This window comes from Streptomyces sp. NBC_01224 (assembly GCF_036002945.1).
Classification (GTDB): domain Bacteria; phylum Actinomycetota; class Actinomycetes; order Streptomycetales; family Streptomycetaceae; genus Streptomyces.
This window is the reverse complement of record NZ_CP108529.1, coordinates 449,262-474,833: the sequence shown is the minus strand read 5'-3', so window position 1 is coordinate 474,833 and position 25,572 is coordinate 449,262. Positions and strand designations below refer to the sequence as shown.

The 25,572-nt window shown below is 69.5% G+C and carries 19 protein-coding genes and 1 pseudogene; 11 read left to right on the top strand and 9 right to left on the bottom strand.

Annotated features, from left to right (window positions below; all coding sequences use genetic code 11):
• Positions 1-102 precede the first annotated feature (102 nt).
• The 3 genes from OG609_RS02160 to OG609_RS02150 all read left to right on the top strand — a co-directional run bounded on the left by OG609_RS02160 (position 103) and on the right by OG609_RS02150 (position 3,572).
• Complete coding sequence (locus OG609_RS02160) at positions 103-1,560, top strand: multicopper oxidase family protein (protein ID WP_327271172.1); 1,458 nt, start codon at positions 103-105, stop codon at positions 1,558-1,560.
• Positions 1,561-1,821: 261 nt separating this feature from the next.
• Positions 1,822-2,454, top strand: coding sequence for an alpha-ketoglutarate-dependent dioxygenase AlkB (locus tag OG609_RS02155; protein ID WP_327271171.1), 633 nt, complete (start codon positions 1,822-1,824; stop codon positions 2,452-2,454).
• A gap of 350 nt (positions 2,455-2,804) precedes the next feature.
• On the top strand, positions 2,805-3,572 hold the full coding sequence (locus tag OG609_RS02150) for an SDR family NAD(P)-dependent oxidoreductase (protein WP_327271170.1): 768 nt from the start codon (positions 2,805-2,807) through the stop codon (positions 3,570-3,572).
• Positions 3,573-3,613: 41 nt separating this feature from the next.
• Here the strand turns inward: OG609_RS02150 and OG609_RS02145 are convergent, their stop codons facing one another.
• The 4 genes and pseudogenes from OG609_RS02145 to OG609_RS02130 form a co-directional block, all read right to left on the bottom strand.
• Positions 3,614-4,180 carry a YcxB family protein gene (locus OG609_RS02145; protein WP_327271169.1) on the bottom strand — a complete coding sequence of 189 codons (567 nt, stop codon included), beginning with the start codon at positions 4,178-4,180 and terminating at the stop codon, positions 3,614-3,616.
• A 41-nt stretch (positions 4,181-4,221) separates the two neighbouring features.
• A complete protein-coding gene (locus tag OG609_RS02140; protein ID WP_327271168.1) occupies positions 4,222-4,620 on the bottom strand; it encodes a hypothetical protein in 399 nt (132 codons plus the stop codon).
• A gap of 241 nt (positions 4,621-4,861) precedes the next feature.
• Positions 4,862-5,117 (bottom strand): annotated as a pseudogene (locus OG609_RS02135) (isochorismatase family protein); the annotation flags it as partial.
• Positions 5,105-5,455: a hypothetical protein gene (locus tag OG609_RS02130; protein WP_327278399.1), complete on the bottom strand. Its 351-nt coding sequence runs from the start codon at positions 5,453-5,455 to the stop codon at positions 5,105-5,107. The gene OG609_RS02130 and the pseudogene OG609_RS02135, both read right to left, overlap by 13 nt.
• Positions 5,456-5,928: 473 nt before the next feature.
• On the opposite strand from OG609_RS02130, the gene OG609_RS02125 reads away from it, so the two are divergent.
• The 3 genes from OG609_RS02125 to OG609_RS02115 all read left to right on the top strand — a co-directional run bounded on the left by OG609_RS02125 (position 5,929) and on the right by OG609_RS02115 (position 11,899).
• Positions 5,929-6,492, top strand: coding sequence for a hypothetical protein (locus tag OG609_RS02125; protein ID WP_327271167.1), 564 nt, complete (start codon positions 5,929-5,931; stop codon positions 6,490-6,492).
• A 95-nt stretch (positions 6,493-6,587) separates the two neighbouring features.
• Positions 6,588-11,180, top strand: coding sequence for a cation-translocating P-type ATPase (locus OG609_RS02120; protein ID WP_327271166.1), 4,593 nt, complete (start codon positions 6,588-6,590; stop codon positions 11,178-11,180).
• An 83-nt stretch (positions 11,181-11,263) separates the two neighbouring features.
• Positions 11,264-11,899: a DUF1345 domain-containing protein gene (locus OG609_RS02115; RefSeq protein ID WP_327271165.1), complete on the top strand. Its 636-nt coding sequence runs from the start codon at positions 11,264-11,266 to the stop codon at positions 11,897-11,899.
• A gap of 152 nt (positions 11,900-12,051) precedes the next feature.
• On the opposite strand, the gene OG609_RS02110 is transcribed toward OG609_RS02115, so the two are convergent.
• Positions 12,052-12,873, bottom strand: a complete 822-nt coding sequence (locus OG609_RS02110) for a hypothetical protein (RefSeq protein ID WP_327271164.1) — start codon at positions 12,871-12,873, stop codon at positions 12,052-12,054.
• Between the two features lie 220 nt (positions 12,874-13,093).
• Here OG609_RS02110 and OG609_RS02105 point away from each other — a divergent pair, with 220 nt between their 5' ends.
• Entirely contained in the window at positions 13,094-14,110 is a 1,017-nt protein-coding gene (locus OG609_RS02105) for a LysR family transcriptional regulator (RefSeq protein ID WP_327271163.1), read from the top strand.
• Between the two features lie 733 nt (positions 14,111-14,843).
• Here the strand turns inward: OG609_RS02105 and argG are convergent.
• Positions 14,844-16,289 carry an argininosuccinate synthase gene (gene argG / locus OG609_RS02100; protein WP_327271162.1) on the bottom strand — a complete coding sequence of 482 codons (1,446 nt, stop codon included), beginning with the start codon at positions 16,287-16,289 and terminating at the stop codon, positions 14,844-14,846.
• A gap of 280 nt (positions 16,290-16,569) precedes the next feature.
• Here argG and OG609_RS02095 point away from each other — a divergent pair, with 280 nt between their 5' ends.
• From OG609_RS02095 to OG609_RS02085, 3 genes are all read left to right on the top strand, one after another.
• Complete coding sequence (locus OG609_RS02095; RefSeq protein WP_327271161.1) at positions 16,570-17,808, top strand: sensor histidine kinase; 1,239 nt, start codon at positions 16,570-16,572, stop codon at positions 17,806-17,808.
• Positions 17,780-18,475 (top strand): response regulator transcription factor, encoded by a 696-nt coding sequence (locus tag OG609_RS02090; protein ID WP_327271160.1) that lies wholly within the window; start codon positions 17,780-17,782, stop codon positions 18,473-18,475. Before OG609_RS02095 ends, OG609_RS02090 begins: the two co-directional genes overlap by 29 nt.
• Positions 18,476-18,805: 330 nt before the next feature.
• Positions 18,806-19,069 carry a hypothetical protein gene (locus OG609_RS02085; RefSeq protein WP_327271159.1) on the top strand — a complete coding sequence of 88 codons (264 nt, stop codon included), beginning with the start codon at positions 18,806-18,808 and terminating at the stop codon, positions 19,067-19,069.
• A 513-nt stretch (positions 19,070-19,582) separates the two neighbouring features.
• Here the strand turns inward: OG609_RS02085 and OG609_RS02080 are convergent.
• The 3 genes from OG609_RS02080 to OG609_RS02070 all read right to left on the bottom strand — a co-directional run bounded on the left by OG609_RS02080 (position 19,583) and on the right by OG609_RS02070 (position 23,326).
• Complete coding sequence (locus tag OG609_RS02080) at positions 19,583-21,169, bottom strand: N,N-dimethylformamidase beta subunit family domain-containing protein (protein WP_327271158.1); 1,587 nt, start codon at positions 21,167-21,169, stop codon at positions 19,583-19,585.
• A 239-nt stretch (positions 21,170-21,408) separates the two neighbouring features.
• On the bottom strand, positions 21,409-21,834 hold the full coding sequence (locus OG609_RS02075; protein ID WP_327271157.1) for a hypothetical protein: 426 nt from the start codon (positions 21,832-21,834) through the stop codon (positions 21,409-21,411).
• A gap of 547 nt (positions 21,835-22,381) precedes the next feature.
• A complete protein-coding gene (locus OG609_RS02070) occupies positions 22,382-23,326 on the bottom strand; it encodes a helix-turn-helix domain-containing protein (RefSeq protein WP_327271156.1) in 945 nt (314 codons plus the stop codon).
• Between the two features lie 146 nt (positions 23,327-23,472).
• Here OG609_RS02070 and tkt point away from each other — a divergent pair, with 146 nt between their 5' ends.
• The gene (tkt, locus tag OG609_RS02065) at positions 23,473-25,560 is read left to right on the top strand and encodes a transketolase (protein ID WP_327271155.1); all 2,088 of its coding nucleotides are present in this window, start codon (positions 23,473-23,475) and stop codon (positions 25,558-25,560) included.
• Positions 25,561-25,572 lie beyond the last annotated feature (12 nt).

The window sequence follows — 25,572 nt, the reverse complement described above, 5'->3', positions numbered from 1 at the left end:
CTGTGTCGCGCGAACGCTCCACCGGGGTAGCGCACAGGTGGGACCACGTGCTTGCTGGGAGTGAGCTACGTGCGATGGGGGAGTCCCAGGAGTGGAGAGGTAATGCGGTCTCGGTCCAAGCTGCCCGAACTGGCCACTGCCGTCGTTGTCGTCATCGCCCTCCTGGTCGGTGGCTGTGCCGGTGAGCAGCCACCGGAGCGGGAACCGGCGCAGGCACAGCCGGCGGATGTTCCCCTGCAGTCGCCGGCGGTTGCGCAGGGCGCGCCGCTGAAGGAGCCGGCGCAGATGGTGAGCCGCAACGGGGTCCTGCGGGTGGAACTCGTCGTGGAGAGGCGAAAGGTGGAGGTGGGCGGCCGCAAGCTGTGGGCCCTTACCTACAACGGCAGTTACATGCCTCCCACGCTGCGGATCCGGCCGGGGGACAAGGTGGACCTGTCGATGAAGAACTTGCTGAACGAGTTCACCAATCTGCATGTTCACGGACTTCATGTGTCGCCGAGCGGTAACTCCGACAACATCTTCGTCCACATTCATCCCGGCCAGACGTTCCACTATGCCTACCAGTTCCCGAACACCCTGCGGCCCGGCACCTACTGGTACCACTCACATGCGCACTCGATCTCGGCACCGCAGGTCGCCGGGGGCATGTCGGGCGTCCTGATCGTCGACGGGCTGCAGGAGTACCTGCCGGCGAAGTTGCGTCACATCACCGAGCATGTCGTCGGGCTCAAGGACTTCCAGGTCCAGGGTGATGCGGTCCGGACCCAGAACCTGCACATCGGCGCGTCCACCAATCGCACCGTCAACGGTCAGCTGAACCCGACCATCCGCATCCGGCCGGGTGAGACCCAGCTGTGGCGGCTGGCCAACATCAGCGCCAACGTCTACTACAACGTCCGCCTGCAGGGTCAGCGGTTCCATGTGATCGCCCACGACGGCACCCCCGTCGACCGGATCTGGACGGCCGACTCGCTCCTTCTTGCGGCAGGCGCGCGCTTCGACGTGCTCGTACAAGGCGGTCCGACCGGCCGTACCCAGCTGCAGACGCTCGCGTACGACACCGGGCCGGCCGGAAACAAGTTCCCGCAGGCGACCCTGGCGACCCTGGTCTCCGAAGGACCTTCCGCGCACCCGGAGGCCCTGCCCACCTCGGCCTTCGCACCGGTCGCGGACCTGAGCCACTCGGCGATCGCCGCCCGGCGCACCCTCGTGTTCTCCGAGAACAAGGACGGCAGCAAGTTCTACATCAACGGCAAGCGGTTCGATCCGAACCGGGTGGACGTCCGGTCCAAGCTGAACACGGTCGAGGAGTGGACCGTGCGCAATGACAGCAACGAGGAACACTCGTTTCACGTGCACGTCAACAAATTCCAGTTGATGAGCATCAACGGCCGACCGCACCACGGCCACGGCCTGCAGGACACGGCGAGCGTGCCCGCCAAGGGGAAGCTCGTCGTCCGGACCCACTTCAGGAACTACACCGGCAAGACCGTGCTTCACTGCCACATCCTCAACCATGAGGACGCGGGCATGATGGCGGTGCTGGAGATCGTCCAATAGCGTGCCGACGCCCGTAGCGCCGGGGCGAAGCGGTCACCACCTGCGCCGACGGCGGAGGGAACGAGATCTCCGCGACGATGGCCCGCCACAACGTCAGGCGCCCACCCGTCATCCACGGCCCCGCCTGGTCCCGCATCCCGGGTTCGATGCCCCTCGCGCCGTACGCATCGCCCTGATCCGATGCCCCGGCGCTCACGGGCGGCAGAGGCACGCACGCATTCCTTATAGCTCAAATGTTCGAATGCGAGGTACGCTGCATGCATGGCATCGCACCAGCTCCAGGGGTCCCTGTTCGATCAGAGCGACGACGTGCGTCTACGCCCACTGCACGGCCTCCGCAGAGAAGAGCTCGGCGACGGCGCCTGGATCGACGTCCTGCCGGGCTGGCTGAGTGGCGCCGACGCCCTGTACGAACAGCTGGCCACGAATGTTCCCTGGAAGGCCGAGCGTCGGCAGATATACGAGCGGGTCGTGGACGTCCCGCGCCTGCTCGCCTTCTACCGCGCCGGCGAACCGCTGCCGCACCCCGTTCTCGACGAGGCGCGGCGGGCACTCTCCGCGCACTACGCCGCCGAGCTCGGCGAACCCTTCACAACGGCAGGCCTGTGCCACTACCGCGACGGGCGTGACAGCGTGGCCTGGCACGGCGACCGCATCGGCCGGGGGGCTCACGAGGACACGATGGTCGCCATCCTCTCCGTGGGAGCGCCCCGCGACCTTATGCTGCGCCCGTGCCGCGGCGGCGGCGACGTCGTCCGGCGGCCACTCGGGCACGGCGACCTGATCGTGATGGGCGGTTCCTGCCAGCGGACCTGGGAGCACGCCATCCCCAAGACCGCGCGGGCCGCGGGAGGACGCATCAGCATCCAGTTCCGGCCGCATGGGGTGCAGTGACCTCTCACCTCGCAGGGGTGTACTCGCAGGATTGACGCCCCTTCGCCCTTGGACTCAGCCGGCGAAACCCCCAATTGACGCGCCCGGGGCGAGCTGGTGGCGGACGGCGGGGGTGCCACTCGGGGCCGGACTTCGCTCCGAGTGGCGCCAGTGCCCGGGCCGGGGCGATTGTGGTGCTTACGGCCCGGTGGTGAACGAGTACGCGCCCACCGTGACGAGGACGATCACGGCAGTCCTCCACTGCGTATGCGCGGTGAAGAATTCATCTGCTGCCGTGAGTTCCGGGACCCATACGCCGCAGCATGCGCATTCTGCATGACCGCCGGATTGCCATGGACGGGAGAAGGCCGATGAGCGGAAAGCTGACTGGCAGGAAGGCCCTGGTCACCGGTGGCGCACGAGGGATCGGCGCGGCTGTGGCCCGCAGGCTCGCCTCTGACGGAGCCGACGTGGCGATCAACTACCGGAGCAGCGGTGACGCGGCCGAAGCGCTCGCCGCCGAGATCAGCGCCGACGGCCCCCGCGTGGTCGCGATCAAGGCGGACCTCAGCGATCCGGACGAGATCCGTCGGCTGGCCGATCAGGCCGCCGAAGCTCTTGGTGGACTGGACATTCTCGCCAGCAACGCCGGAATTGAGCACTTCGGCAAGCTGGGCGACGTCACCCCCGCCGACTTCGACCGCGTCTTCGCCATCAACACACGAGCCCAGTTCTTCGCCGTACAGAACGCGGTACGGCATATGGGCGAAGGAGGGAGGATCGTACTGACGTCATCGCAGAGTGCCCACAAGGCGGTCTTCTACCACGCCCTTTACGCGTCGAGTAAGGCCGCCGTCGAATGCATCGCGCTCAACCTCAGCGCCGAACTCGGCCGGCGCGGCATCACCATCAACGCCATCGCGCCCGGAGGAACCGTCACTGACATGTCCGCTCACGCGGCTTCCCACTACGTCCATCCCGACGTCGACACTGAATTCCACACTCTCATTCGCACCGCCAGTTCGCTCGGACGGATGGCCCAGCCCTCCGAAATCGCCGCGGTCGTCTCGTTCCTGGTGTCGGACGATGCCTCGTTCATCACCGGCAGGACCATCCAGGCCGACGGCGGCTGGTTCTGACCTTGGATCGAACAGCCGGCGCCGGGTGCCTTTCGAGTTCGTCACACGCGAGTGGTGTGCTGGTCCAGGATGGCCCGCAGCCGGTTGAGGCCCTCGGCCTCATGTACGCCCCGCTTGGGCAGGACATCGAGGCACATGATGTTGGGGTCCCGGCTGAGCAGGACGAAGTGACCTGCCGTCTCCCGGTAGCCCCGGAAGACGGACCACTTCTGGACCAACGTGCTGTGGTCGCTGCGGCAGGTGATCCCGGCCGGAGACACAGTGGCGCGGTACTCGCCCTGCCATCCGGTGATCCGCTGCACGTGGGCGGCCTGTAGCCGCGGGTACCCCCACACCACCAGGACGACGAACAAGAACAGAACCGTTGAGACCGCGTCGATACTCCCGCGGCCCACGGTGGAGACCAGCCAGTGGCCTACCCACAGTACGAGGAACACGCCCCGCAGAAGTAGCCCGGTCCGCTTGATCCGCTCGCGGACCCGCAGGCCGACCAGTGTGTCGGCAGACCGGGGCCGGTACACCAAGTGGACCGCGGTCTGCTCGTCCACGACATCGTCAGAGGTTTCCGCGCTGTTGTTGGTGCCCTCGGCGTTACGGCCCTCGGCCATGGTCCCTCCCCGGTACGAAGACCTGCGGATCCTACCGAACCTCAGTGCCGGGGCGGACGGCCGCCGTGGCGGGGCAGGTGGCGATCGAGTACGCCGCGCAGCCGGTCGGTGTCGTCCCTGCCTATGGCGCGCTTCGGCAGATAGTGCACGACGAGCAGGTACGGCGGATGCGTCAGCAGGACGAATCCGGCGGCGGTCTCCACGTCCCCGCCGAAGCTCCGCCGGCCCCGGCGCGTCTCCAGGTGCATGCCCGCGAAGCGCACAGCGTCGCCAGAGTCGCCGACGGTCACGGTCCAGGGCCCCAGCGGGGTGCCCATCTCGGTATGTCGCGCGACCAAGACGCCCGTCCTGACGACAAGGCCGAACAGGCTGCCGAGGAAGGCGATTCCCGCAGCCAGGACGTGGTCGACGCGCAGCCATACCGTCACCGCGAAGAGCACCGGCGGTAGCAGTCCTTGCAGCCGGCCCTCGCCCCCCGTACCCGCCCGCGTGCGTGGAACGCGTCGGACCAGTCCGGCTGCCCCAGCTCGTATCTCGGCTCGACGACGGAGCCCGCCGCCACTCTCCACTCCCCTGTCACGGCCCCTCCCCGGTGCTGCTCGGTGACGAGCCGTGACCGTAGCGGGCGAGTCGGCCTCAGCCCAGGTCGAGGACTGTCAGCCCATACGACACTGCGAGTTCGACCTGGTCCGGCGGCGGCGCTCCCCATGCCGTCCGGTCCTCCGTCGTGTGGGCGTCGCTGACGAGGGTGGTGTCGTACCCCCTGACGAATGCGCCGTGGAGCGTCGAGCGGATGCACGCATCGGTCTGTGCGCCGACGACGACGAGTCGCCCGGCTCCGAGGCCCGACAGGACGGTTTCGAGGGTGGTGTCCGAAGGGATCGCCGTAGTTCTTCTCGACGAGCGGCTCGGCGTCGCGCGGAGTCAGCTCGGGGACGACGGTCGGGAAGCCGGCGAGTGCGATCCGGATGGGACCGCTCGCGCAGCCTGGTTCGGGATGGCGGCGGGTGTGCCGCTGAGGAGTGCCTGCCGGGTGAACCGGATGGCGTACGGCAGGGCGGCCCGGGTGAGTGCGTCCGCGCCGGAAGCGCGGGCTGCGGCTCCGATGACGGGCTCCGCGCATGCGACGGCGCGCCGAAGGGCAGCAGGAGTCCGCAACCGGCTCGTGTACCGCAGGGCCGGGCGGAGCAGGTCCGTGGCGGGAAGGTCCGGGAGGGCCAGGGTCAGGGTCCGGTCCTCGGCGCCAGGGCGCGGCCAGGTCAGTTCGATGCGCATGAAACGGCCTCCGGTGGAGGTAGGGGGCTTGACGCCGGCCCGGCCGGTCGGGCAGAGAGCAGTGTGTGGCGGGTCAGCCGACGAGCCGGCCGCGGTCAGGCGGTGCCGACGTCGGTGGGCGAACGTTCGGGAAGTCGGCTCTGGGCCGGGACGAGCGCTCATGCCCTCATTTCCTCGCGGCCAGGACACACGCGGGTGTCGGTCAGCGATCCGCAACGACCCCCTGTCGGGACCGGACAACTGGTCTTCTCGGAATTTCCGCAGCCGGGAAGTCCCTTGGCGTCGAGGACACCGCCTGTTACCTCACTTGGCGGTAAGCGGACATGTCCAGGCTTGCCGGATGTGCGCGATCTTGTCAAGGTTGCTGAAACGTGAGAGGCGTCACGGCCACGTGCCGCCCGTCATCCCTGCCCCACGGAGAGAGAGCGACCATGACTGACAGGTCCCATGTGTCTGGCTCAGGGGACACAAAGGTGCAGCATCCCGTTCAGGAGACACTGGCGCACCCCGTGCAGAGGGTGACGACAGCAGTCGAGAGGGTCCCCGGGGCAGACCGGGTCAAGGGGATCGTCGACGGTGTTCTGGACTCCGTCGGGATCGTCTCGCCGCATGCACGGCGTGTCGCGGCGTACACCGGTGCCGGACTGCTCGGCGTAGCCGGTGTGGTCGAGTGGCCCGTGGCCATGGCGGGCGCCGCGGTGGTGTGGCTCACGCAGCCGCGTCCGAAGGATGTTGCGACGGCCCCTGCCGCCGGCGAGGCCCGCACCGAAGGATCGCAGGCGAAGCGGGCCGGCAGGCCGGCCAAGGCGCAGACCACCGCGAGGCCGGCGAAGACCCGCTCGGCCAAAGCATCGACCACCTCGAAAACGGCAAAGAAGCGTCCGGCCAAGTCATCGACCGCCTCCGGGACGGCGAAGACCCGCCCGGCCAAGGCGTCGACCGGCTCCGGGACGGCGAAGGCCCGCGCGTCCAAGCGCGCAGCCACGAGCGCCACGGGCACCACGCGCGCCAAGGCACATGGGCGGAAGAAGCCCTGAGGTCGCCTCCCATCCGCTATTACGACCGTGCCGTGCCGGCGCCTGTTACGACCGTTCCGCCCCGGCCGCGTGCGGCAAGCCCGCGAAGGTGAGACATGCTGCTCCGCTTCCTGACCGGGCTGCCCGCCGTGGCCCTCCAGAGCGCCTTGGCTGTGCCGGTCGAGGCCACCCGCCGGATCGCCACGCCGACCGCAGATGCGGCGCGGTTGGCCGCTGAGCTTGTGAACGCCGGTGCACGCGGCGCGGTGGACGGGGCGGCAGCGGTGTCGGCGACCGCTTTGCGGGTCGGCAGGGTCGCCCGCAACGCGATGACTCCTCAGGTCGGTTACTGGCGCGCCGGAACCCGGATGCACCTCGTGCTGGAGCACCACCCGGACGCGCCCGTTCGCACCGTGGAACGACTCGAGGCCGCCGCCAGAAAAGTGGCCGTCGAGCTGGCCGAGCACCCCGACGTGCTGATGGCCTACTGGGACGGCGGCCTGGGGCGGTTGGTCGTGCAGACCACCGACGACGCGGTCAGCGAGCGGGTGGTGGACCAGGTGTCCGAACTGGCCGCCGAACACGGGCTGGTGCACGTCGGCGATCAGACGCTGGAACACGTGCACCCGGGCGCCGCCGGGGGCGTGCGCGCCAACGCTGTGGCCCTGGCGTGCGACGCGGCGGGCATCGGCGTCGCATTCGCCGCACGGGCAGCCTTTGTGAAGCGCGCGCCGGAGGCCATGGTGGCCGCGGTCGTCGTGATGCGTGAGGACTCGCGGGTACGCGTGGTGCTGAGCCGTGCGCTGGGCCCGGACGCAGCCGATCTGGTGCTGGCCGCGGCCCATGCGGCCGTCTGCGGGATCGGGCAGTCGCCGAGTCCGCTGCTCCTCGACGCGGCACTGCGGACCGCCCAGTTGGTGGAATCGCTGGCTCAGCTCGCGACGTTCGACGCCGTACACGACACGCTGTGCGCCCCGGACCGGCTGACCGTAGCCAACACCGACGTCGTACGTCCGCCGCTGCGTCCGTGCCCGGGCGAGGAATATGCCGCCGCCGCGGTCAACGGGATGCTGGGCGGCGCCGCCACCACGCTCCTGTTCACCCGCAGCCTCGACGAGGCGGCCGAGACCGTACTCGCCGGTTCGCCCAAGGCCGCACGTTACGGCCCGGCGGCCTTCACCGCGGCACTCGGCAGTGCCCTGGCACGCGAGCACGTGCTCGTCCGCGACCCCGAGCGGCTGCGCCAACTTGAGCTCGTGGACACCGTGGTCCTGCATCCCGAGGCACTGCGCAGCACTCGGCGCACTGTGCTCGAGGTCCACCCCAGCACGACCGACTGGGATCACCACCGGTTGTGGCAGGAAGCCACCGCGGCCCTGAGCGCACCCGAGGGCGCGGCAACGCCGTCCGAGGAGTCATGCATCGGCCTTCGCCCAGTGCCCGATGAGACGGCGCCGGACGCGGGACTGATGATCGCGTCGGTTCGCGGAACGGATATCGGCACCGTCCTGGTCGGCTGGGAGATCCACCCCATGGCCGAAGCCGCGTTGAACGCGGCGCGCCGAGCCGGTCTGCACGTCGTCGTGGTGGACGACTGCTCGCTCGGTGAGTTCGGGACCCTGGCCGACCAACTCGTCTCTGCCGAAATCCCGTTGGCCGAGGTGGTGGCTGCCCTGCAGAACGAGGGCCGAACGGTCCTTACGGTGGCGCGCGTCCCGCACGACCGGGCGGCAGCCGAACGGGAGTTGACCGCCGCCGCCCACGACGTACTCGACGGACTGCTCCGCAGTGACATCGCCGTCGCAGTCACCGACGAGCGTAGCGCCGTCGTCTGGGGCGCCGACCTTCTGCCCCTGCGCGGACTGGAGGGCGTGTGGCGGCTGCTGTCGGCCGTACCCGCAGCGCGGGCGGTCAGCCGGCGTGCCAAGTTCTGCGCCGAGGCGGGCGCCACGCTCTCCGAGCTCCTGGTACTCACGCAGGGGGCTCGGTCGCAGCGGGTTCCCTTCCCCGTCGAAGTGCGGCTCAGTCCCGTCACTATCGCCACTGCCGCGGCCCTGGTCATGGGCTGGTGCGCCGCACTCGGTGTGGCCGCCGGTACGACCCCCCACCCCAGGCCGCGGGTGCCCTGGCACGCCCTGCAGCCCGAGCAGGTCATGGTCCGGCTGGCGAGGGCGTCACGCGCCGCGCCCACCGCCCTGACGGTGGTACGGACCCGGGTCGGCCACATCGCGGGCACCGCTGCCACGCACCCGGCCTTCGCGCCTGCACGGGTGAGCGCGCGTCTGGCCGGCGCAGTGTGGGCCGAACTGGATGACCCGTTCACCCCGGTCCTGGTGGTCGGTGCCACCGCGCAGGCACTGCTGGGGTCCGCGGTGGACGCATTCCTGGTCATTGCCGCCGTGGCGATGAACGCCCTGGTCGGTGGGGTACAGCGATTGCGTGCGGAGCAGGCGCTGTCCGCACTGGTGACCGGGCAGCGGCGAACCGCCCGGCGACTCGCTCACCCGTCAGCGGGGGAGGCATCTGTCGTGGAGGCCGTGCGGCTGAAGCCCGGCGAGGTGATCGAGCTGCGCACCAACGATGTGGTGCCGGCCGACGCGCGGCTGCTGGAAGTCAGTGGCTTCGAGGTGGACGAGTCTTCGCTGACGGGCGAGTCACTGCCCGCCCGCAAGCAAGTGGCCGCTGTACCGCAGGCGTCCGTCGCCGACCGCAGCTGCATGGTGTTCGAAGGCACCACGGTAGTGGCCGGCCACGCCCGGGCAGTGGTGGTGGGCACGGGTGACCAGACCGAAGCCGGCCGCGCGGCCTCCCTCGCCGCCCGGGTCCCCACCTCGGCGGGGGTTCAGGCACGACTGCACCGGCTGACCCGCCGGGTGCTGCCCCTCACCCTCGCCGGCGGCGCCGCGGTGGCCGGCCTGTCCATGCTGCGCGGCCGCCCGGTGCGCACGGCCCTCCAGGGCGGACTGGCAGTTGCAGTGGCCGCCGTGCCCGAGGGCATGCCTCTCGTGGCGACCGTCGCGCAGATGGCCGCGGCACGGCGGCTGAGCAAGCTCGGCGTCCTGGTACGCACGCCACGCAGCCTGGAAGCGCTCGGACGCGTGGACACCTTCTGCTTCGACAAGACCGGGACCCTCACCGAGAACCGGTTGCAGGTCGTCCGCCTGATCGGCGGCACAGGTGTTGAGCATCCGGCCGACGCCGTCGAGGCGGAACACATCCTGCGCATTGCCGCCCGGGCCTGCCCCCGTGTTGCCGAGCAGCCGGGCGTCCACGCCCATGCCACCGACGAGGCGGTCCTCGCAGTAGCGCCGCCCGAGGCAGGGTGGACCACCGTACAGGCCCAGCCCTTCGAGGCGAGCCGGGGTTACGCCGCCGCCGCTGGAAGAGAGGCGGACGGCGCGAACATGCTGGTCGTCAAGGGCGCGCCGGAAGTCGTGCTGCCCTGCTGCCCGGATACGGATCCGGCAGCCGTCGAAGAGGCACACTCCCTCGCCGGCCAGGGCCTGCGGCTCCTGGCCGTCGCCCAGCGCCGTCTCGCGACGGACGACGAGGCGAGGGAGGCACTGGACAAGCCCCTCGAACTGCTGGAGCTCATCGGGTTCGTGGCACTGGCCGACACCCCCCGCGCCAGCTCCGCACCGCTCGTGGCCGGTCTCGGAGAGATCGGCGTACGACCCGTCATGCTCACCGGCGACCACCCAGAGACCGCCCGCTCCGTGGCAGTCGCCCTGGGCTGGCCCCCGGATGTCACGGTCGTCACCGGTAACGAGTTGGCTTCACTGGACCGGGCGGGACGGGCCCGCCTGCTCCGGGACTGCGGCGTCGTGGCCCGCGTCGCACCCGAGCAGAAGCTCCAGGTCGTCGAGGCACTCCGGGAGGCGGGTTGCGTCGTGGGAATGGTCGGCGACGGCGCCAACGACGCCGCCGCAATCCGCGCTGCCGATGTCGGGGTCGGTATCGCCGCGCGCGGATCGGCAGCCGCACGCAACGCCGCAGACCTCGTGATCACCAACGACGAACTGTCGGTTCTCATCGACGCCATCGGCGAAGGCCGAGCCCTTTGGCGCAGCGTGGCCGACGCGATCAGCATCCTGCTCGGTGGGAACGCCGGCGAGGTCGGCTTCTCCGTACTCGGCACACTGCTGTCCGGCACGTCGCCGCTGTCGACACGTCAGCTCCTGCTGGTCAACCTGCTCACCGACATGTTCCCGGCGATGGCGGTCGCGGTTACCCCCCACGACCCGGAACCCGCCGGTGAGTCCACCGCGGACGACACCGTACCCGTGGGCCTCGCCGTCCTCGGACAACCGCTGACACGCCAGATCCGCCATCGTGGCCTGATCACCGGTATCGGTGCGGCCATCGCATGGCTCATCGGCACCCTCACTCCCGGCTCGGCGCGACGCACCAGCACCATGGCCCTGTGCGGTGTGGTCGGTGCCCAACTCACGCAGACCGTCGTCGGACGCCGGCACAGCCCGTTGGTCCTGACCACAGTCCTCGGCACCGCCGCCGTGCTGATCGCCCTGGTTCAGACACCCGTCGTCAGCCACTTCTTCGGATGCACGCCACTGGGCCCACTGGCCTGGACCGGAGTAGCAGTCGCCGTCGGCACCGCCTCCCTCGGACCCCACGTACTGCCACAGGCCGAACAGTTGCTGGCCGACCTCACGTCACGACTGCGCCCTGTGGTCCGGCTCGTCCGCTGACGCCCTGTAACGAGGGCGAAGTTGCCGCCCATGCCAGCCTGAGACCCTTCACCGAGTTATCGAGGCGGTCGCTCTTGAGGCCCATGAACCACTGGTTGGCACTTTCCGCCGTTCCTCGACTGGCCGGCTCGGCGGTCGTCGGCGCGGTGATCGGCGCGGTCGTCGGTGTACTGACCAACACACCGCTTGGAATTCTCGCCGGAATCACCGCGGCCGAGACGATCTTCGTCGTGGCAGGATGGATGGTCTTGTGGCCCATGGACGCCGCCACCACCCATCACAACGTCCGACGCGAGGAGTTCCGGCCCGTCACCGAAGAACTCGTCGTCGTCGCGGCCGCCCTGTGCGGACTGGCCGGCATCGTGGCGCTGCTCCTGGTCGGCGACTCGGAGCTGAGCCACGCCGCGGCCGCGACGGCACTCTGCGGCGTGTTCATGGCCTGGGCGGCACTCCACCTGATGTACGCCGCCCGCTACGCGTTCCTTTATTACCTGACACCCGAAGGCGGGATCGACTTCAATTCCAACGACCCGCCGCAGTACAGCGACTTCCTCTACTTCAGTTACAACCTCGGAATGACCTATCAGGTCTCCGACACCGGCGTCTCCAGTTCCACGATTCGCGCGGTCGCTCTCCGGCACTGCCTGCTGTCCTATGTCTTCGGCGCCAGCATCCTGGCCACCACCATCAACCTTGTCGTCGGAATCGTCACGCGCTGATGTGAGGGCGGTCCCGTACGGTCATGCCGGGACCGCGACCCGAGCCGATGCGCGGCGAGAGGCACCACACAGACATCCAAGCCGGGTCGAGGCACTTGGGCGCATGCCGGGCCGGGCGTCCAAGGCAGTGCGCTGATCAGAGCTGATCGGCACTACTGCCGTGGGACCTCGACCTCGGCGCGGATCGCCCGCATGATCGGGGCGACATCCACGGCGGTGAAGCCGAGCTTGGTGCTGGTGCCGTCGGCCTTTGAGACGAGGGTGATGCCGGCGGCGGTGGTCGGGGTGAACCAGGAGCACGTGGAGACCGCTGTGGTGAGCATGTCGGTGTGGACCAGGACGGTGTTGCAGATCGCCCGGCCGCCGTGCGGGCCGGGCTTGGCATCAATGGCGCTGGTGGTGGTCCGGTCACCCGCGCCGTCGTCGTTGACCGCCGGGAGCTGGTAGAGGATGTCGTGCAGATGGTCGGGGTCGAAGCCGCTGCCGGTGACCCCGGTGTAGAAGATCCACGCGCCGTCCGCCCGGTCGTCGTAGTAGGCGTGTACCGGTGTGCCGGACACGCCGAGACGCGCGGCGTTCGGCCGGGTATCGGTGTTGAACCTCTGCACCATGTCCGCCGGTGGCTGGCCCTGCGGATAGCCGGCCGCGACCTGCGGGGCACTGAGTACCCACGAGGCGCCGCCGTTCCCGCCGATGCCGCCGTCAGAGGTCCCGCCCCCGGACAGGCTCCCGTTTGCGGCCGGGTCGGTGGCACCGCCCTGAGTGGTGGTACCGCCGCTCCCGGCTGTCGCCGGGGCAGCGGCACCGCTCTGAGCTGCGGATGCGACAGGGCTGTTGGCCGAGCCGGTGGAAGGGCCGCAGGCCGACACCAGGGGCAGCCCCAGCAGGGTGCAGACCACGGCGAGCGCGACAGTGGACTGACCGGGACGCGGGGCGGACGACGCTCGGACACGCTTCGGAACGGAACTGGCCACGTGGGGCCTCCTTGTGAACGGGACATGACCGGGCTTCGGGCATGCCTGTGCCAGGGCGGGTGCCGGCCGAAGCCCTCGGGGTGTTGGCAAGTCTGGCACCTGCACGGCCGCGAGGCAGCCCCGCTGCACAGCGGTGCTTACCCCCCTCGACAGGAGAACTGGCGGTGCGTCGGTACAGTCCGTGGCCCGGTTTCCCCTGACGCGGAGGAGGGCGGTACGCATGGACCTCGACCCCAGGCGCCTGCTGGTCCTGAGCGCGATCGCACAGAGCGGCGGCCTCGCTCCGGCGGCGCGCGTGCTCGGCCATACGCGTTCGGCGGTTTCGCAGCAACTGGCAAATCTGGAACGAGAAGTGGGCCTGCCCCTGGTCGACCGTTCGGGCGCACGACTGGAACTCACAGCAGCCGGACGGCTGCTCGCCGCCACCGGGGACCGCATCGGCAAGGAACTCGTTCTCGCGGTACAGCAGTTGGGTTCCGTGAACCAACAGGTCATTCAGGGGCCGGTGGCGATCGGGGCGACGTCGTGGGTGCTTGCCCGGATCGCGGTCCGGGCACTGCGGCTGCTTACCCGATTGCACCCGCAGGTCGAGCCGAGGTTCGTGGAGGCCGGGCTGTCGGACGGCCTGCGACAGCTGCGGCTGGGCGAGTTGGACGTCCTGGTCATCACCGACGACCGGGACACCGCGTTGCCGCTGCCACCCTCGATTCGGGCACAGGTGCTGAGCGAGGACGACTACCGCGTGGTCGTCCCGGCCACCTGGGACGTGCCGACCGCCGCCGCCGGACTCTCCGGCCGTCCGTGGATCAGCGCCCCTGCGCACTCCGCTCGCGGTCGTGCCTTCGCCCGGTTGGCGAGCGCCCACGGGGTGGTGCCGTCTGTCGAGCACCTGGCCGACCACATGATGGCCGTCCAGGCGCTGCTGGCCGGGCAGGTCGGTGCCGCGGTCCTGCCCGCGTATCTCGCGGCCCAGCTGGAGCAGGTGACAGTGACGATGCTGCCCGTCACCGGCAGTCAGATCACGCGGACGCTCTATCGCACCGGTCCCGGCGGCACCGCCGCGGCTGCCCGGGTGGTGGCGGACGCGTTGAAGCAGGCGGCCCGTGACCACGCCGAGGCGGCGACCGTCGCCGGACGCGCGAGGGGCGACATCGTCGTTCGTCCTCTGCACGACCCCACCGAGGTACCTCCCCCCTCGGTCCCCCGTCACACACCGGGCAACCCGCGAAACCGCTGACGGGCCGCGGCGCCGACGGCATCGGCGAGGCTCATACCGAGGTGTCTCTCGGCCGGGGCGACACGGCCGTCGTCATCGGCCGGGGCGCCAAGATGGGCCGCGGCTTCCTTCGAGACCTCACCGGCCTTCTCCTTGCCCGGAGTTGACGTTCCTTGCGAAGGCCGGCACCGGCGGTCCCTGGTAAACGTACCGAGCGACTGCTGCCACGATCCCGTGTGCATCAGGGCAGCCGGAGCCCAGGCGTCCTTGCGGGCCTCGAAGCCGGTGGCGTGGGGCTCGCGGACTCACAGAGGCGGCCGTGGACGGCGGCCATGGCGATGAGTGCTGCGGTGAGGGACCAGGCCGCGTACACGATCCACGACCCGCTGATGGTCGCCGGGTAGGGTGCCGATCCGAAGCGGTCACCCATCTGCACCAGGCGTTCCCACGCACTACGGGGCAGAGCGTGAAGAATGGCGGACGACCAGCGATGGCGGTCGTTGAGGAGGAACGGCAGCAGCAGCAGTAATGATGCCGCTCGTGCATTTTGCAGAGCACGGCGGTGGTCAGTTGCTCCGGACGTCCGGGTCGGGGAAGACCCGGACGACATCGGTGCGACGGCGCCTCCGACTCCTCCTGACCACAGGCCCCGGGTGGCGGAAAAGGCCGGCTCGGCGCCGATGGCGCCGAGCCGGCCTTTTCCGGTCGCGCATCCCCCTCGGGGGTGCCGAGCCCTTCCGCTCGACGGGGCTGGTCAGTCCGTGCCGAACTCCATCGCGGCGCGGTCCAGCATCTCGTCGTCACCGGAGACCTCGCCGCGAGAGGCGATGGCCTCGGCGCCGCCCTCCGGCATCGTGCCGATCAGTCCGGTCGCGGCCGCCTGGGCGGCACCGATGGCGGGATTGGCAGTGCCGATCAGGCCGAGCCCGGCGTACTGCTCCAGCTTGGCGCGCGAATCGGCGATGTCGAGGTTACGCATGGTGAGCTGGCCGATCCGGTCCACCGGGCCGAACGCCGAGTCCTCGGTGCGCTCCATGGACAGCTTGTCCGGGTGGTAGCTGAACGCCGGGCCTGTGGTGTCGAGGACGGAGTAGTCCTCGCCGCGCCGCAGCCGCAGCGTCACCTCGCCGGTGACGGCCGCGCCGACCCAGCGCTGCAGCGACTCGCGCACCATCAGCGCCTGCGGGTCCAGCCAGCGGCCCTCGTACATCAGCCGACCGAGGCGCCGTCCCTCGTTGTGGTATTGGGCGAGGGTGTCCTCGTTGTGGATCGCGTTGACCAGACGCTCGTACGCCGCGTGCAGCAGGGCCATGCCGGGCGCCTCGTAGATGCCGCGGCTCTTGGCCTCGATGATCCGGTTCTCGATCTGGTCGGACATGCCCATGCCGTGGCGGCCGCCGATGGCGTTCGCCTCCATCACCAGGTCGACGGGGGAGGCGAACTCCTTGCCATTGACCGTCACCGGGCGGCCCTGGTCGAAGCCGATCGTCACGTCCTCGGTGGCGATCTCGACGGAGGGGTCCCAGAACCGCACGCCCATGATCGGCTCCACGGTCTCGACGCCGGTGTCGAGGTGCTCCAGGGTCTTGGCCTCGTGGGTGGCGCCCCAGATGTTGGCGTCGGTGGAGTAGGCCTTCTCGGTGCTGTCGCGGTACGGGAGGTCGTGGGCGAGCAGCCACTCCGACATTTCCTTGCGGCCGCCGAGCTCAGTCACGAAGTCTGCGTCGAGCCACGGCTTGTAGATGCGCAGGTGCGGGTTGGCGAGCAGGCCGTACCGGTAGAACCGCTCGATGTCGTTGCCCTTGAAGGTCGAGCCGTCGCCCCAGATCTGTACGTTGTCCTCGAGCATCGCCCTGACCAGGAGGGTGCCCGTGACCGCGCGGCCGAGCGGCGTGGTGTTGAAGTAGGCACGCCCGCCCGAGCGGATGTGGAACGCCCCGCAGGTGAGCGCGGCCAGACCCTCCTCGACCAGCGCCGCGCGGCAGTCGACCAGGCGCGCGATCTCGGCACCGTAGGTCTTCGCACGGCCCGGCACCGAGGCGATGTCAGGCTCGTCGTACTGGCCGATGTCGGCGGTGTAGGTGCATGGGATGGCGCCCTTGTCGCGCATCCACGCGACCGCGACCGAGGTGTCGAGGCCGCCCGAGAAGGCGATGCCGACGCGCTCGCCGGCGGGAAGGGAGGTGAGGACCTTAGACATAGGAAGATTATGCATAATCTCGCATGGTCATGCAAAATCGCACCTGGCGCTGCTCCTAAGGCGGGGCACGCCACCGCTGCAGCGAAGTGCCCCGCCGCTCTCGTGGTGGAACCGACGCGGGCCGCTTCATCCCTCACGCAATGGATACACAGGTCGTCCAGCACACCGTGTATTTGCTGCTCGCCGTCCAAAGCTTCCCGAACGTCCGGACGCCGACGGTCGGGGCACCCCTGTCACGCCAGACGATGCCCGATGCGGCCGTCGACCCTACCGTGGTGACATGGCGGTGATCAGCGATGTGAAACGGGGAGCGCGGCCCCGGATCGGTGTGGTGGAGGCACTGGGCGTGGCGCTGCTGTTCGTGCTGTCGGTCGCGGCTGCCTCGGTCGTACGGCACGGGCACCAGTTCTCCCTACGGTGGCCCATCGTGGTGCTGGCGGGTGTCGGTTGCGCTGCGTTGGTATGGCGGCGCCGTTACCCTTTCGGCGTACTGGCCGTCGCAGTTGCCTGCGGGGTGGCCTTTCAGGTACTCGGGATTCGGGAGAGCCCGCTGGTGATCAGCCCGGTCCTGGTGTCGGTCTACAACGTGGCCGCGCTGACCGACCGGCGTGCCACCTGGGCTGCGGCATCATTTTCGGCTGTTGTGCTGGTGGGCGCCGCCGTGCTGTGCGACCCGCACTCATGGCTGGCCCCCGACAACGCGGCGATGCTGGCATGGACGGCGCTGCCGGCTGCTGTCGGGGACGGAGTGCGCTCACGTCGCGCCTATGTGGCGGCCGTGGAGGAGCGGGCGGAACACGCGGAGCGTACGCGTGAGCAGGAGGCGCAGCAGAGGGTGGCGGCCGAGCGGGTGCGGATCGCGCGCGAGCTGCACGACATCGTCGCGCACCACATCGCCCTGATCAACGCTCAGGCAGGCGTGGCCGTCCATCTGGTGGAACGGCGGCCTGAACAGATCCTGGCCGCTTTGGAGGACATCCGGGACACCAGCAGGTCCGCGCTGGACGAACTACGGGTGACCGTGGGGCTGCTGCGGCAGTCCGGTGATCCGGTGGCGCCGCGTGATCCGATGCCGGGCCTTGCGCGCGTACCGGCGCTTCTGGCGTCGTTCGAACGCGCCGGCCTGACCGTGAGCCATACTCGGCGGGGCATCGCCGAACCACTGGCGCCGACGGTCGACCTGGCCGCGTACCGCATCGTGCAGGAGGCTCTGACCAACGTGCACAAGCACGCCAACGCCGACCACGCCCGGTTGTTCCTGCACTACCGCCCTGAGCGTCTGACGATCACCGTTGAGGACGACGGACGGACCGGAGGGAACCCGGCCCATCCGGGGACGGGCCACGGGCTGATCGGAATGCGTGAGCGCGCTTCCACGGTCGGGGGTTGGCTGTACGCGGGAGAGCGCCCGGAGGGCGGCTTCACCGTGACGGCTGAACTGCCGCTACGTCCCGGCCTGGTAATGGGCAAACCACCGAGGAGAGACGGGCATGACGATTCGCGTACTGCTTGCGGATGACCAGGCCCTGCTGCGGGGTACCTTCAGGATGCTGTTCGACTCCACGGACGACATGGAGACGGTGGGGGAGGCGTCCAACGGGCAGGAGGCAGTGGAACTGGCGCGTGCAGAGCGTCCGCATGTGGTCCTGATGGATATCCGCATGCCGGAGATGGACGGCCTCGACGCCACACGGCTCATCAGTGAGTCCGAGGACCTCTCAGCGGTGAAGGTGCTCATCCTGACCACCTTCGAGGACGACGAGCACGTCGCCGAGGCTCTGCGCGCCGGTGCGAGCGGCTTTCTCGGCAAGGGAGCCCGGCCCGAGGAGCTTCTCGACGCCGTCCGCACGATCGCCGCCGGCGAGGCACTGCTGTCCCCGTCAGCGACACGTGCGCTGATCAAGCGTTTCCTTGCGCAGCCGGACCCGTGCCCGGCGGGCGTGCACGAGCGGCTGGAGTGCCTGACACGGCGGGAACGCGATGTCGTGGGGCTGGCGGCACTGGGGCTGTCGAACGACGAGATTGCAGAGCATTTGTTCGTGAGCCCGCTGACTGCCAAGACCCACGTCAACCGGGCCATGACCAAGCTGGCGGCTCGTGACAGGGCCCAGCTCGTCGTCATCGCCTATCAGTGCGGCCTGGTCAGTCCAGCAACGGAATCCGGGCGTTCACAGGAGTCCGAGTAACCGTCGGCGCGGTATGTGCATGTCGGTTCAGTCGTAGGCAGGCGTGGCAGATACCGCAGCCGTGGTAGCCGGGAATCGCTGCGGGGGGACGACGCGCGAGGGGCCGTTCCTGGGCGAAGGTGAGAAGGCGAACGGAGGTTTCGCCATGATCGAAGCCCACTGCCCGACCAAGCGATACAACGCCGAACCGATCAAGCCGCACACCGTGCGCCGATCACACTGCGTGCTCGCATCCTTGACCGCGGCCTGCGTCGCCGCTCCCTTCGGTGGCCAGACGGTCCCGTCCTCGCATCACCTGACCACACACTCTCCACCCCCAGCATCACCCGTGTGATCTTCGGTACCGCCCTCCATCTCACCACCGCCGGACTGCTCGGCGTCGCCCTCGACGCCATCGTCCGCAGTTCCGCCGGAACCATTGCAGCCTCGGTGGGCATCCATCTCGTCCTGCCCGGTCCGGCAGCCCTGCTGCCGACCGACTGGGCGCAGCTCACCACCCCCTACGCGGCCGCGACGACCGCGCGACCGGCACCCCAGCACAGGAAGGACCCCTCCCATGCTCACGGCATCCGAGAAGCGCCGCACGATCAGTGAACGACCGGCAACCTGCCCCCCGTGCCGGGACGGGGACGACTTCGGTGCAGCCCTGCCCGTGCACCTGTCCCTGCTCCGCGACGCCCTGGCCGACAGCTCCGGCCGATACCAGGGGACGTCCAGGGACGGTCAGGCCGAACGCCGCCATGTGGCACCCACACAGCTCACCCTGTCCCAGTGGGTCAGCAGGACCGCGAGGATAGGGGACCAAAGCTGACGCGATAGCAACGACGAGCCCCGGGGGGCCTGGCACACGGCCGCCGGGGCTGAGCGGTCCTACCGCATGTCGGCGCAGCGTGCAGAGCCCGGTAGTGGCTTGGAACGATTGGCCGCCTGGCATTCCGCGACGACTCGACCGCTTACGGGATGCGCGCGACAGGATCGCTCGGTGAGGACATGCCGGCGAAGCTGTCGCAGCGGGTGGCCAACGACAAGGCCGCACTGCTCAATCCGATGGTGTCGTCGTCGCACTGAGCAAGGGCGAGCCGGTGACCCGGGCGATCGATCATGACATCAGCGTGGTGCGGACGCGTATACGTCCCTCACATTGTCCCTGGGCTTCGGCCTGCTCCTGCCGCACGGGCCCGCCGCGAACGCGTGGAGCAGATTCTCCGTCGCGCGGGTGACGAAAGCCCCCGTACGGGCGTCCATGCCGTGGTTGCGTCCGTTCTCACGGGTCCCCGCCATCAGAGCCTCGACCCACCGCATCGTCCCGGAGGCGAAGACGCCCGCTCCGCTCGGCACGGTGTAGTAGACGGAGTCGGAATAACTGTGTCTGCCCTCGCAAACGAGAGGGGAATGGGCGATGATCTCGAGCGGCGCCGGGGTGGGCATGTCCGGAGCGACTCGGTCGTACTCGACCCCGACCAGGTGCTCGAAGGGGTCTCCTCGCTTCACGCCCGTCCCCTCGAAGAGCCAGTGGTCGCTCCGGTGGACGACATATGGGGCGTCCACCGGATAGCCGTCGTAGAGGACGCCGGTCAGGGACGACTCGGGGGAGGCGCCGGGTGGCAGGCGGAAGTCGTTGGTCGGCATGTCCGGGTGGTCAGCGAGGTACGGGTCGTTCCGGTAGTCGGTCTTGTAACAGACGACAACGCGGTCGGCGCCGGTGGCGTCCGGCTCCAGCCTGACCCTGCGGAAGCAGGCGTTGGCGCCGAGGAAGGCCACGTTGGTGCCCGCGTCGCGCGCCCGGGTGACGTGAGCCCGTTGCTGGGGCGTCCAGTACTCGTCATGTCCCAGTGAGACAGCTCCGGCGGCGTTTTCGAGAATGCCGGGGTCGCGATGGATGTCCGCGCCTGTGGTGTAGGCGAGCGGGATGCCCAGCCTCTCCGCCAGGACCACCGCCGCCCGTTCGTAAACCATGAACTTCTCGGCGCCATTGCCGTCATAGGGACGGTCGAAACTGACAGCGAGCGACCGTGTGCTGTACGCACCGTTCTCGCCCTGGTAAAGGCTGTAGCCGCCCCATGTGTTGTACGCCTGCCATGTTGCTACGGCATGCATCAGTACGATTCTGCCCGCCGCGCTCGCCGAGCGGACGATCAGTGGCACATAGCGCTGGTGGCCGTTGTCCGAGTCCAGCCGGAGCAGATACGCGCCCTCCGGCCAGCCGCTGGTACGGACACGGAGTGTGCGTCGCCAGTCTGCCCGTACGGTCCGGGTGACCTGGAGCAGCCGCGGGTGGGCCTGGACCGACCCGGAAATACGGTGCGAACGCCAGATCAGTCGCGCCTGTGCCCCGTCGTACCAGCCGACGCGGTAGGCCGAGACCCGGAACGCGGGGGCGGTGGTGGAGACGTACATGCCGAACTCCTCACCCGGCACCACGCTCACCTTGTCGGCATAGCCCTCGATGGCCCCGGGCGGGCCCACCGAACGGATACGCCAGTCGGAGTCCGCGGCCCGATCTCTGTCCGCTTCCTCGGTGCGGCGGGAGGCGTCGGGCGGAGCGGCCCCGGTGTCGGTCCCCCCGGCTGCGGACGAGTGGCAACCGGTCACCGCCACGCCGCCGGCCACCGCCCCGCCCGCTGCGACGGCGAGGAAGAGCCTGCGGTCCAGCCGGCCGGCGATCCCGGCGTCCTGTCTCTCACCATGCTTCATGTCGCCCGCCGAACCCGTCCCGCAGCGCTGTCACCAGCCATCGTCACCCGCCACCTGCTCGGGCACGATCCGGGAAGGGCCGAATCGGGGACGGGCCGCTTCGTGCGCAACCAGCCGGGTCCGATCGCCTCGCGCCATCCCGCCCTGCCGTCGGTCGAAGAGGTGTGAGCTCCGCTGTGACGAGACGGCGGCCCGCCGCGTCGCAGGCGGGCGCGTCGGGCGATGCGCCGGGGGTCTGGTCAGCGCCGGGGAGCGTCCCTGTTGCCTTGCCGGATCCAGTGTGCCCGGCGCTGGTAGCGGGCGACCGGCGGGGTGACCGCTGGACAGGGCGACGGCGCAGCCCCGCCGGTCGGGGTCGGGGCGGGCGTGTCGCTGGGCGGGCGGAGCCCTTCCGCCGAGTACTGCGTCGTGGCGATGCTCTCCACGAGCTGCTCTTCGGTGAAGTTCTCCGAACCGGACACATGAGGTACGAAGCCGATGAGCACTCCGTCGCTGACGATCTCCGCGTCGAGCCCCGAGGCCCCATCGACGTCCCACAGCGCCTCGATGCCCTCGTCGAGGACGACCCGGATCCCGAACTCGTAGACGCCCGCCTCTACGAGATGGGCCATCACGCCACGGGCACGAAGCGCCGACACCAAACGGCCGGCACGTTCCGAATCCATACCGGGTGCACCTCCTTCGAGTACGGACGCGCGAGGTGGACGACCGAACGGGGGCTCGTCCCGAGTGCCTCGGAACCGTCCTGGCGAACGGCGGCCTCGCCCGGTCCTGGCCGTCAGTCGGGGCCGGCCCCGGCGCGCAGCACCCGGGCGGCGTGGTGCCGATGACTGTCGCGCAGTGCAGCGCCCCTCTTCTGGGGCCGCTGGCTCCATGGGGGTCGGCTGCGGCGGAGCGGGGAAGCGGGGCGGCGCGGTGAGTCCTTTTCAGAGCGAACCGGCAACGCGTGCATACAAAGTGAGCCTAACGCGTCCCACGGTTGGCGGCCCGACCTGCGCGGACTGCCGCGCAGGTCGGGCCCGGACAGCAGCTGCTGGGCGAGTTCGAGCCCGCCGTCGGCCGGTCCGGGCTCGGTGAAGGCGAGGACGAACGCGCGCCGGGCCTGGCTGGTGGTTCGTTCGCCTGCAGCACCGTGCTGTCCGGCTCCGTTCCGGGCCGCTCCGTACGCTACGCCCGAGCGGTCCATCCTTGCCTTGCCGGCGTACAGGGTTATCAGGCACGTGAATCGGCCGCCGGCGACCTGACCTTCCGCGACGGCGTGACACCTGCACAGCGCAGTTCCGCCCGGAACGCCACTGGAGTCGTCCCCGTGTGCTGATGGAAGAACTTCGAGAAGTTGGCTGCGTCGGGAAAGCCCACGGAAGCGCCGATACGGCCGATCGGTATGTCCGTGTGGGCCAGTAGCCGTCTGGCTTCGAGGACGACACGTTTGTCGATGAAGCCCTTGGGGGTATTGCCAGTGGCCGCGCGCACCGCGCGGACGAGGGTGCGGCGGGAGTAGCCGAGGGCGTCCGCGTACGCGCTGACGCTGTGGTTGGTGGCGAAGCCCTTCTCGACCGCGTCCCGGAAGCGGGTGAAGGTGGTGTCGGTCTGCTCGCGTGCCGTCTCGGCGGAGCTCGCCGCGAGGTGGGCCAGGCGGAGCAGGAATGCGGTCAGGGAGTGCCGGAGCACCGCGGTGTGGAGGCTCAGCGGCAGCGTGGTCGTGTCGACGTACTCGCGCTCCAGCTGGGCGAGGGAGTGCTCGAGGGCGGCCAGCTGGAGCGCGTCGGGGCGCAGCAGCGGGGGCTGGTCATAGCGGTAGAGGCCCGTCGCCTCGACGGTTGCTCGGGGCAGGAAGCCGGGCTGCATGGTCAGGACGGTCCCGCGGTACCCGGCCGTGGGGGAGAAGCGGTGCACCTGACCTGGGCGGATCCACAGGAGATCACCGGCGGAGACCTCGTACTCGGCGAAGTCGATCATGTGCCTGACGGGGCCGCTGTGGAACAGCATCACCACGTGGAAGTCGACGCGGTGCACGCGCTCCAAGGGCGCGTCCGCATGCCAGGTCCGGCCGGGCTCCATGGGTCCGACCTGCATACCTACGCCGGAGACGCTCAGGTTCGTGGGGAAGGGAAAAGTCTTGATCCCTCCACCCTCTTGGTCCGTTCTGTCTGTCATGTCCCTCTCGCGTCGGCTCGGTACGGCACTCGCTGTCCCACTTTCACCGAAGGCTGACACAGGGGCACCTTCCCCAGCAAAAGTCATACTTTTAGGTTTGAACGCATCAGAGCACTTCCCCGGCTCCTATCGAGGACTTCTTGAAGATGAGCACGCAGATACCCGACAGCTTCCCTGACGGATTCGAGTGGACCGAACTCGACCGGCGTGCCGTCGACACCGCCCGCCTTCTGGCGGCCGATGCCGTACAGCAGGTCGGAAACGGCCACCCGGGCACCGCGATGAGCCTGGCGCCGGCCGCGTACACCCTCTTTCAGAAGGTGATGCGGCACGACCCGGCCGACCCGGAGTGGACCGGCCGGGACCGCTTCGTCCTCTCCCCGGGCCACACCTCGCTGACCCTGTACACCCAGCTCTTCCTCTCCGGGTACGAGCTGGAGCTGGACGATCTGAAAGCGTTCCGTACGCACGGTTCGAAGACGCCCGGTCACCCTGAGTACGGGCACACCGCGGGCGTCGAGACGACCACCGGTCCGCTCGGACAGGGTGTCGCGAATGCCGTGGGCATGGCGATGGCCGCCCGCTACGAGCGCGGCCTGTTCGACCCCGAGGCGCCGGAGGGAGAGTCCCCCTTCGACCACACCATCTGGGCGATCGTCTCGGACGGCGATCTGGAGGAGGGCATCTCCGCCGAGGCCTCGTCCCTCGCGGGTCACCAGAAGCTCGGCAACCTCGTCTTCGTCTACGACGACAACCACATCTCCATCGAGGGCGACACGGCAACCGCCTTCTCCGAGGACGTCCTGAAGCGGTACGAGGCGTACGGCTGGCACGTCCAGCGGATCGAGCCCTCGGCCGACGGCGACATCGACGTCCGAGCGCTGTACGGGGCGTTGACCGCCGCCCGCGCCGAGACCGGGCGCCCCTCGATCATCGCGATGCGCACGATCATCGCCTGGCCCGCCCCGAACGCGCAGAACACCTCGGCTTCGCACGGTTCGGCGCTCGGCGCCGAGGAGATCGCGGCCACCAAGCAGGTCCTGGGCTTCGACCCGGAGCAGTCCTTCCAGGTGGAGCCCGCGGTACTGGCCCACGCCCGCGAGGCCCTCGACCGCGGCGCCGAGGCGCACGCCGCATGGGAGAAGCAGATCGCCGAATGGCGCACCGCCGACCCCGAGCACGCCAAGCTGTTCGACCGTGTCGTCGCCGGTCAGCTGCCCGAGGGCTGGAAGGACGCTCTGCCGCAGTTCGAGGCAGGCACATCCGTCGCGACCCGTGCCGCGTCCGGCAAGGTGCTGCAGGTGCTCGGCGGTGTGATCCCCGAGCTGTGGGGCGGCTCCGCCGACCTCGCCGGCTCGAACAACACCACGATCGACAGGACCAGTTCCTTCCTGCCGAAGGGCAACCCGCTGCCGGAGGCCGACCCGTACGGCCGCACGGTCCACTTCGGTATCCGCGAGCACTCGATGGCCGCCGAGATGAACGGCATCGCGCTGCACGGCAACACCCGCATCTACGGCGGCACCTTCCTGGTCTTCTCCGACTACATGCGCAACGCCGTGCGCCTGTCCGCGCTGATGCAGCTCCCGGTCACGTACGTCTGGACCCACGACTCCATCGGCCTCGGCGAGGACGGCCCGACCCACCAGCCGGTCGAGCACCTGGCCTCGCTGCGCGCCATCCCGGGCCTGAACATCGTCCGCCCGGCCGATGCCAACGAGACTGCGATCGCCTGGGCCGAGATCCTCAAGCGGCACGCCACGAACCCGGCTCCGCACGGCCTCGCGCTCACGCGCCAGGGCGTGCCGACGTACGAGGCGAACTCCGAGGCGGCGAAGGGTGGTTACGTCCTGCGCGACTCCTCCGCAGAGACCCCTGACGTCATCCTCATCGCCACCGGCTCCGAGGTACAGCTCGCCGTCGCGGCGCGTGAACTGCTCGAGGCCGAGGGGGTCGGTACGCGTGTCGTGTCGATGCCGTCCGTCGAGTGGTTCGAGGAGCAGTCCGCAAAGTACCGCGCGAGCGTGCTCCCGGCGTCCGTGAAGGCCCGCGTGGCCGTCGAGGCGGGGATCGGCCTGACCTGGTACCGGTACGTCGGTGACGCCGGACGCATCGTCTCCCTCGAGCATTTCGGCGCCTCCGCCGACGCCAGGACCCTGTTCGCCGAGTACGGCTTCACCGCCGAGAACGTCGCCTCCGCCGCGCGGGAATCTCTTGCCGCAGCGCGTGGTTGATCAGACCGCCAG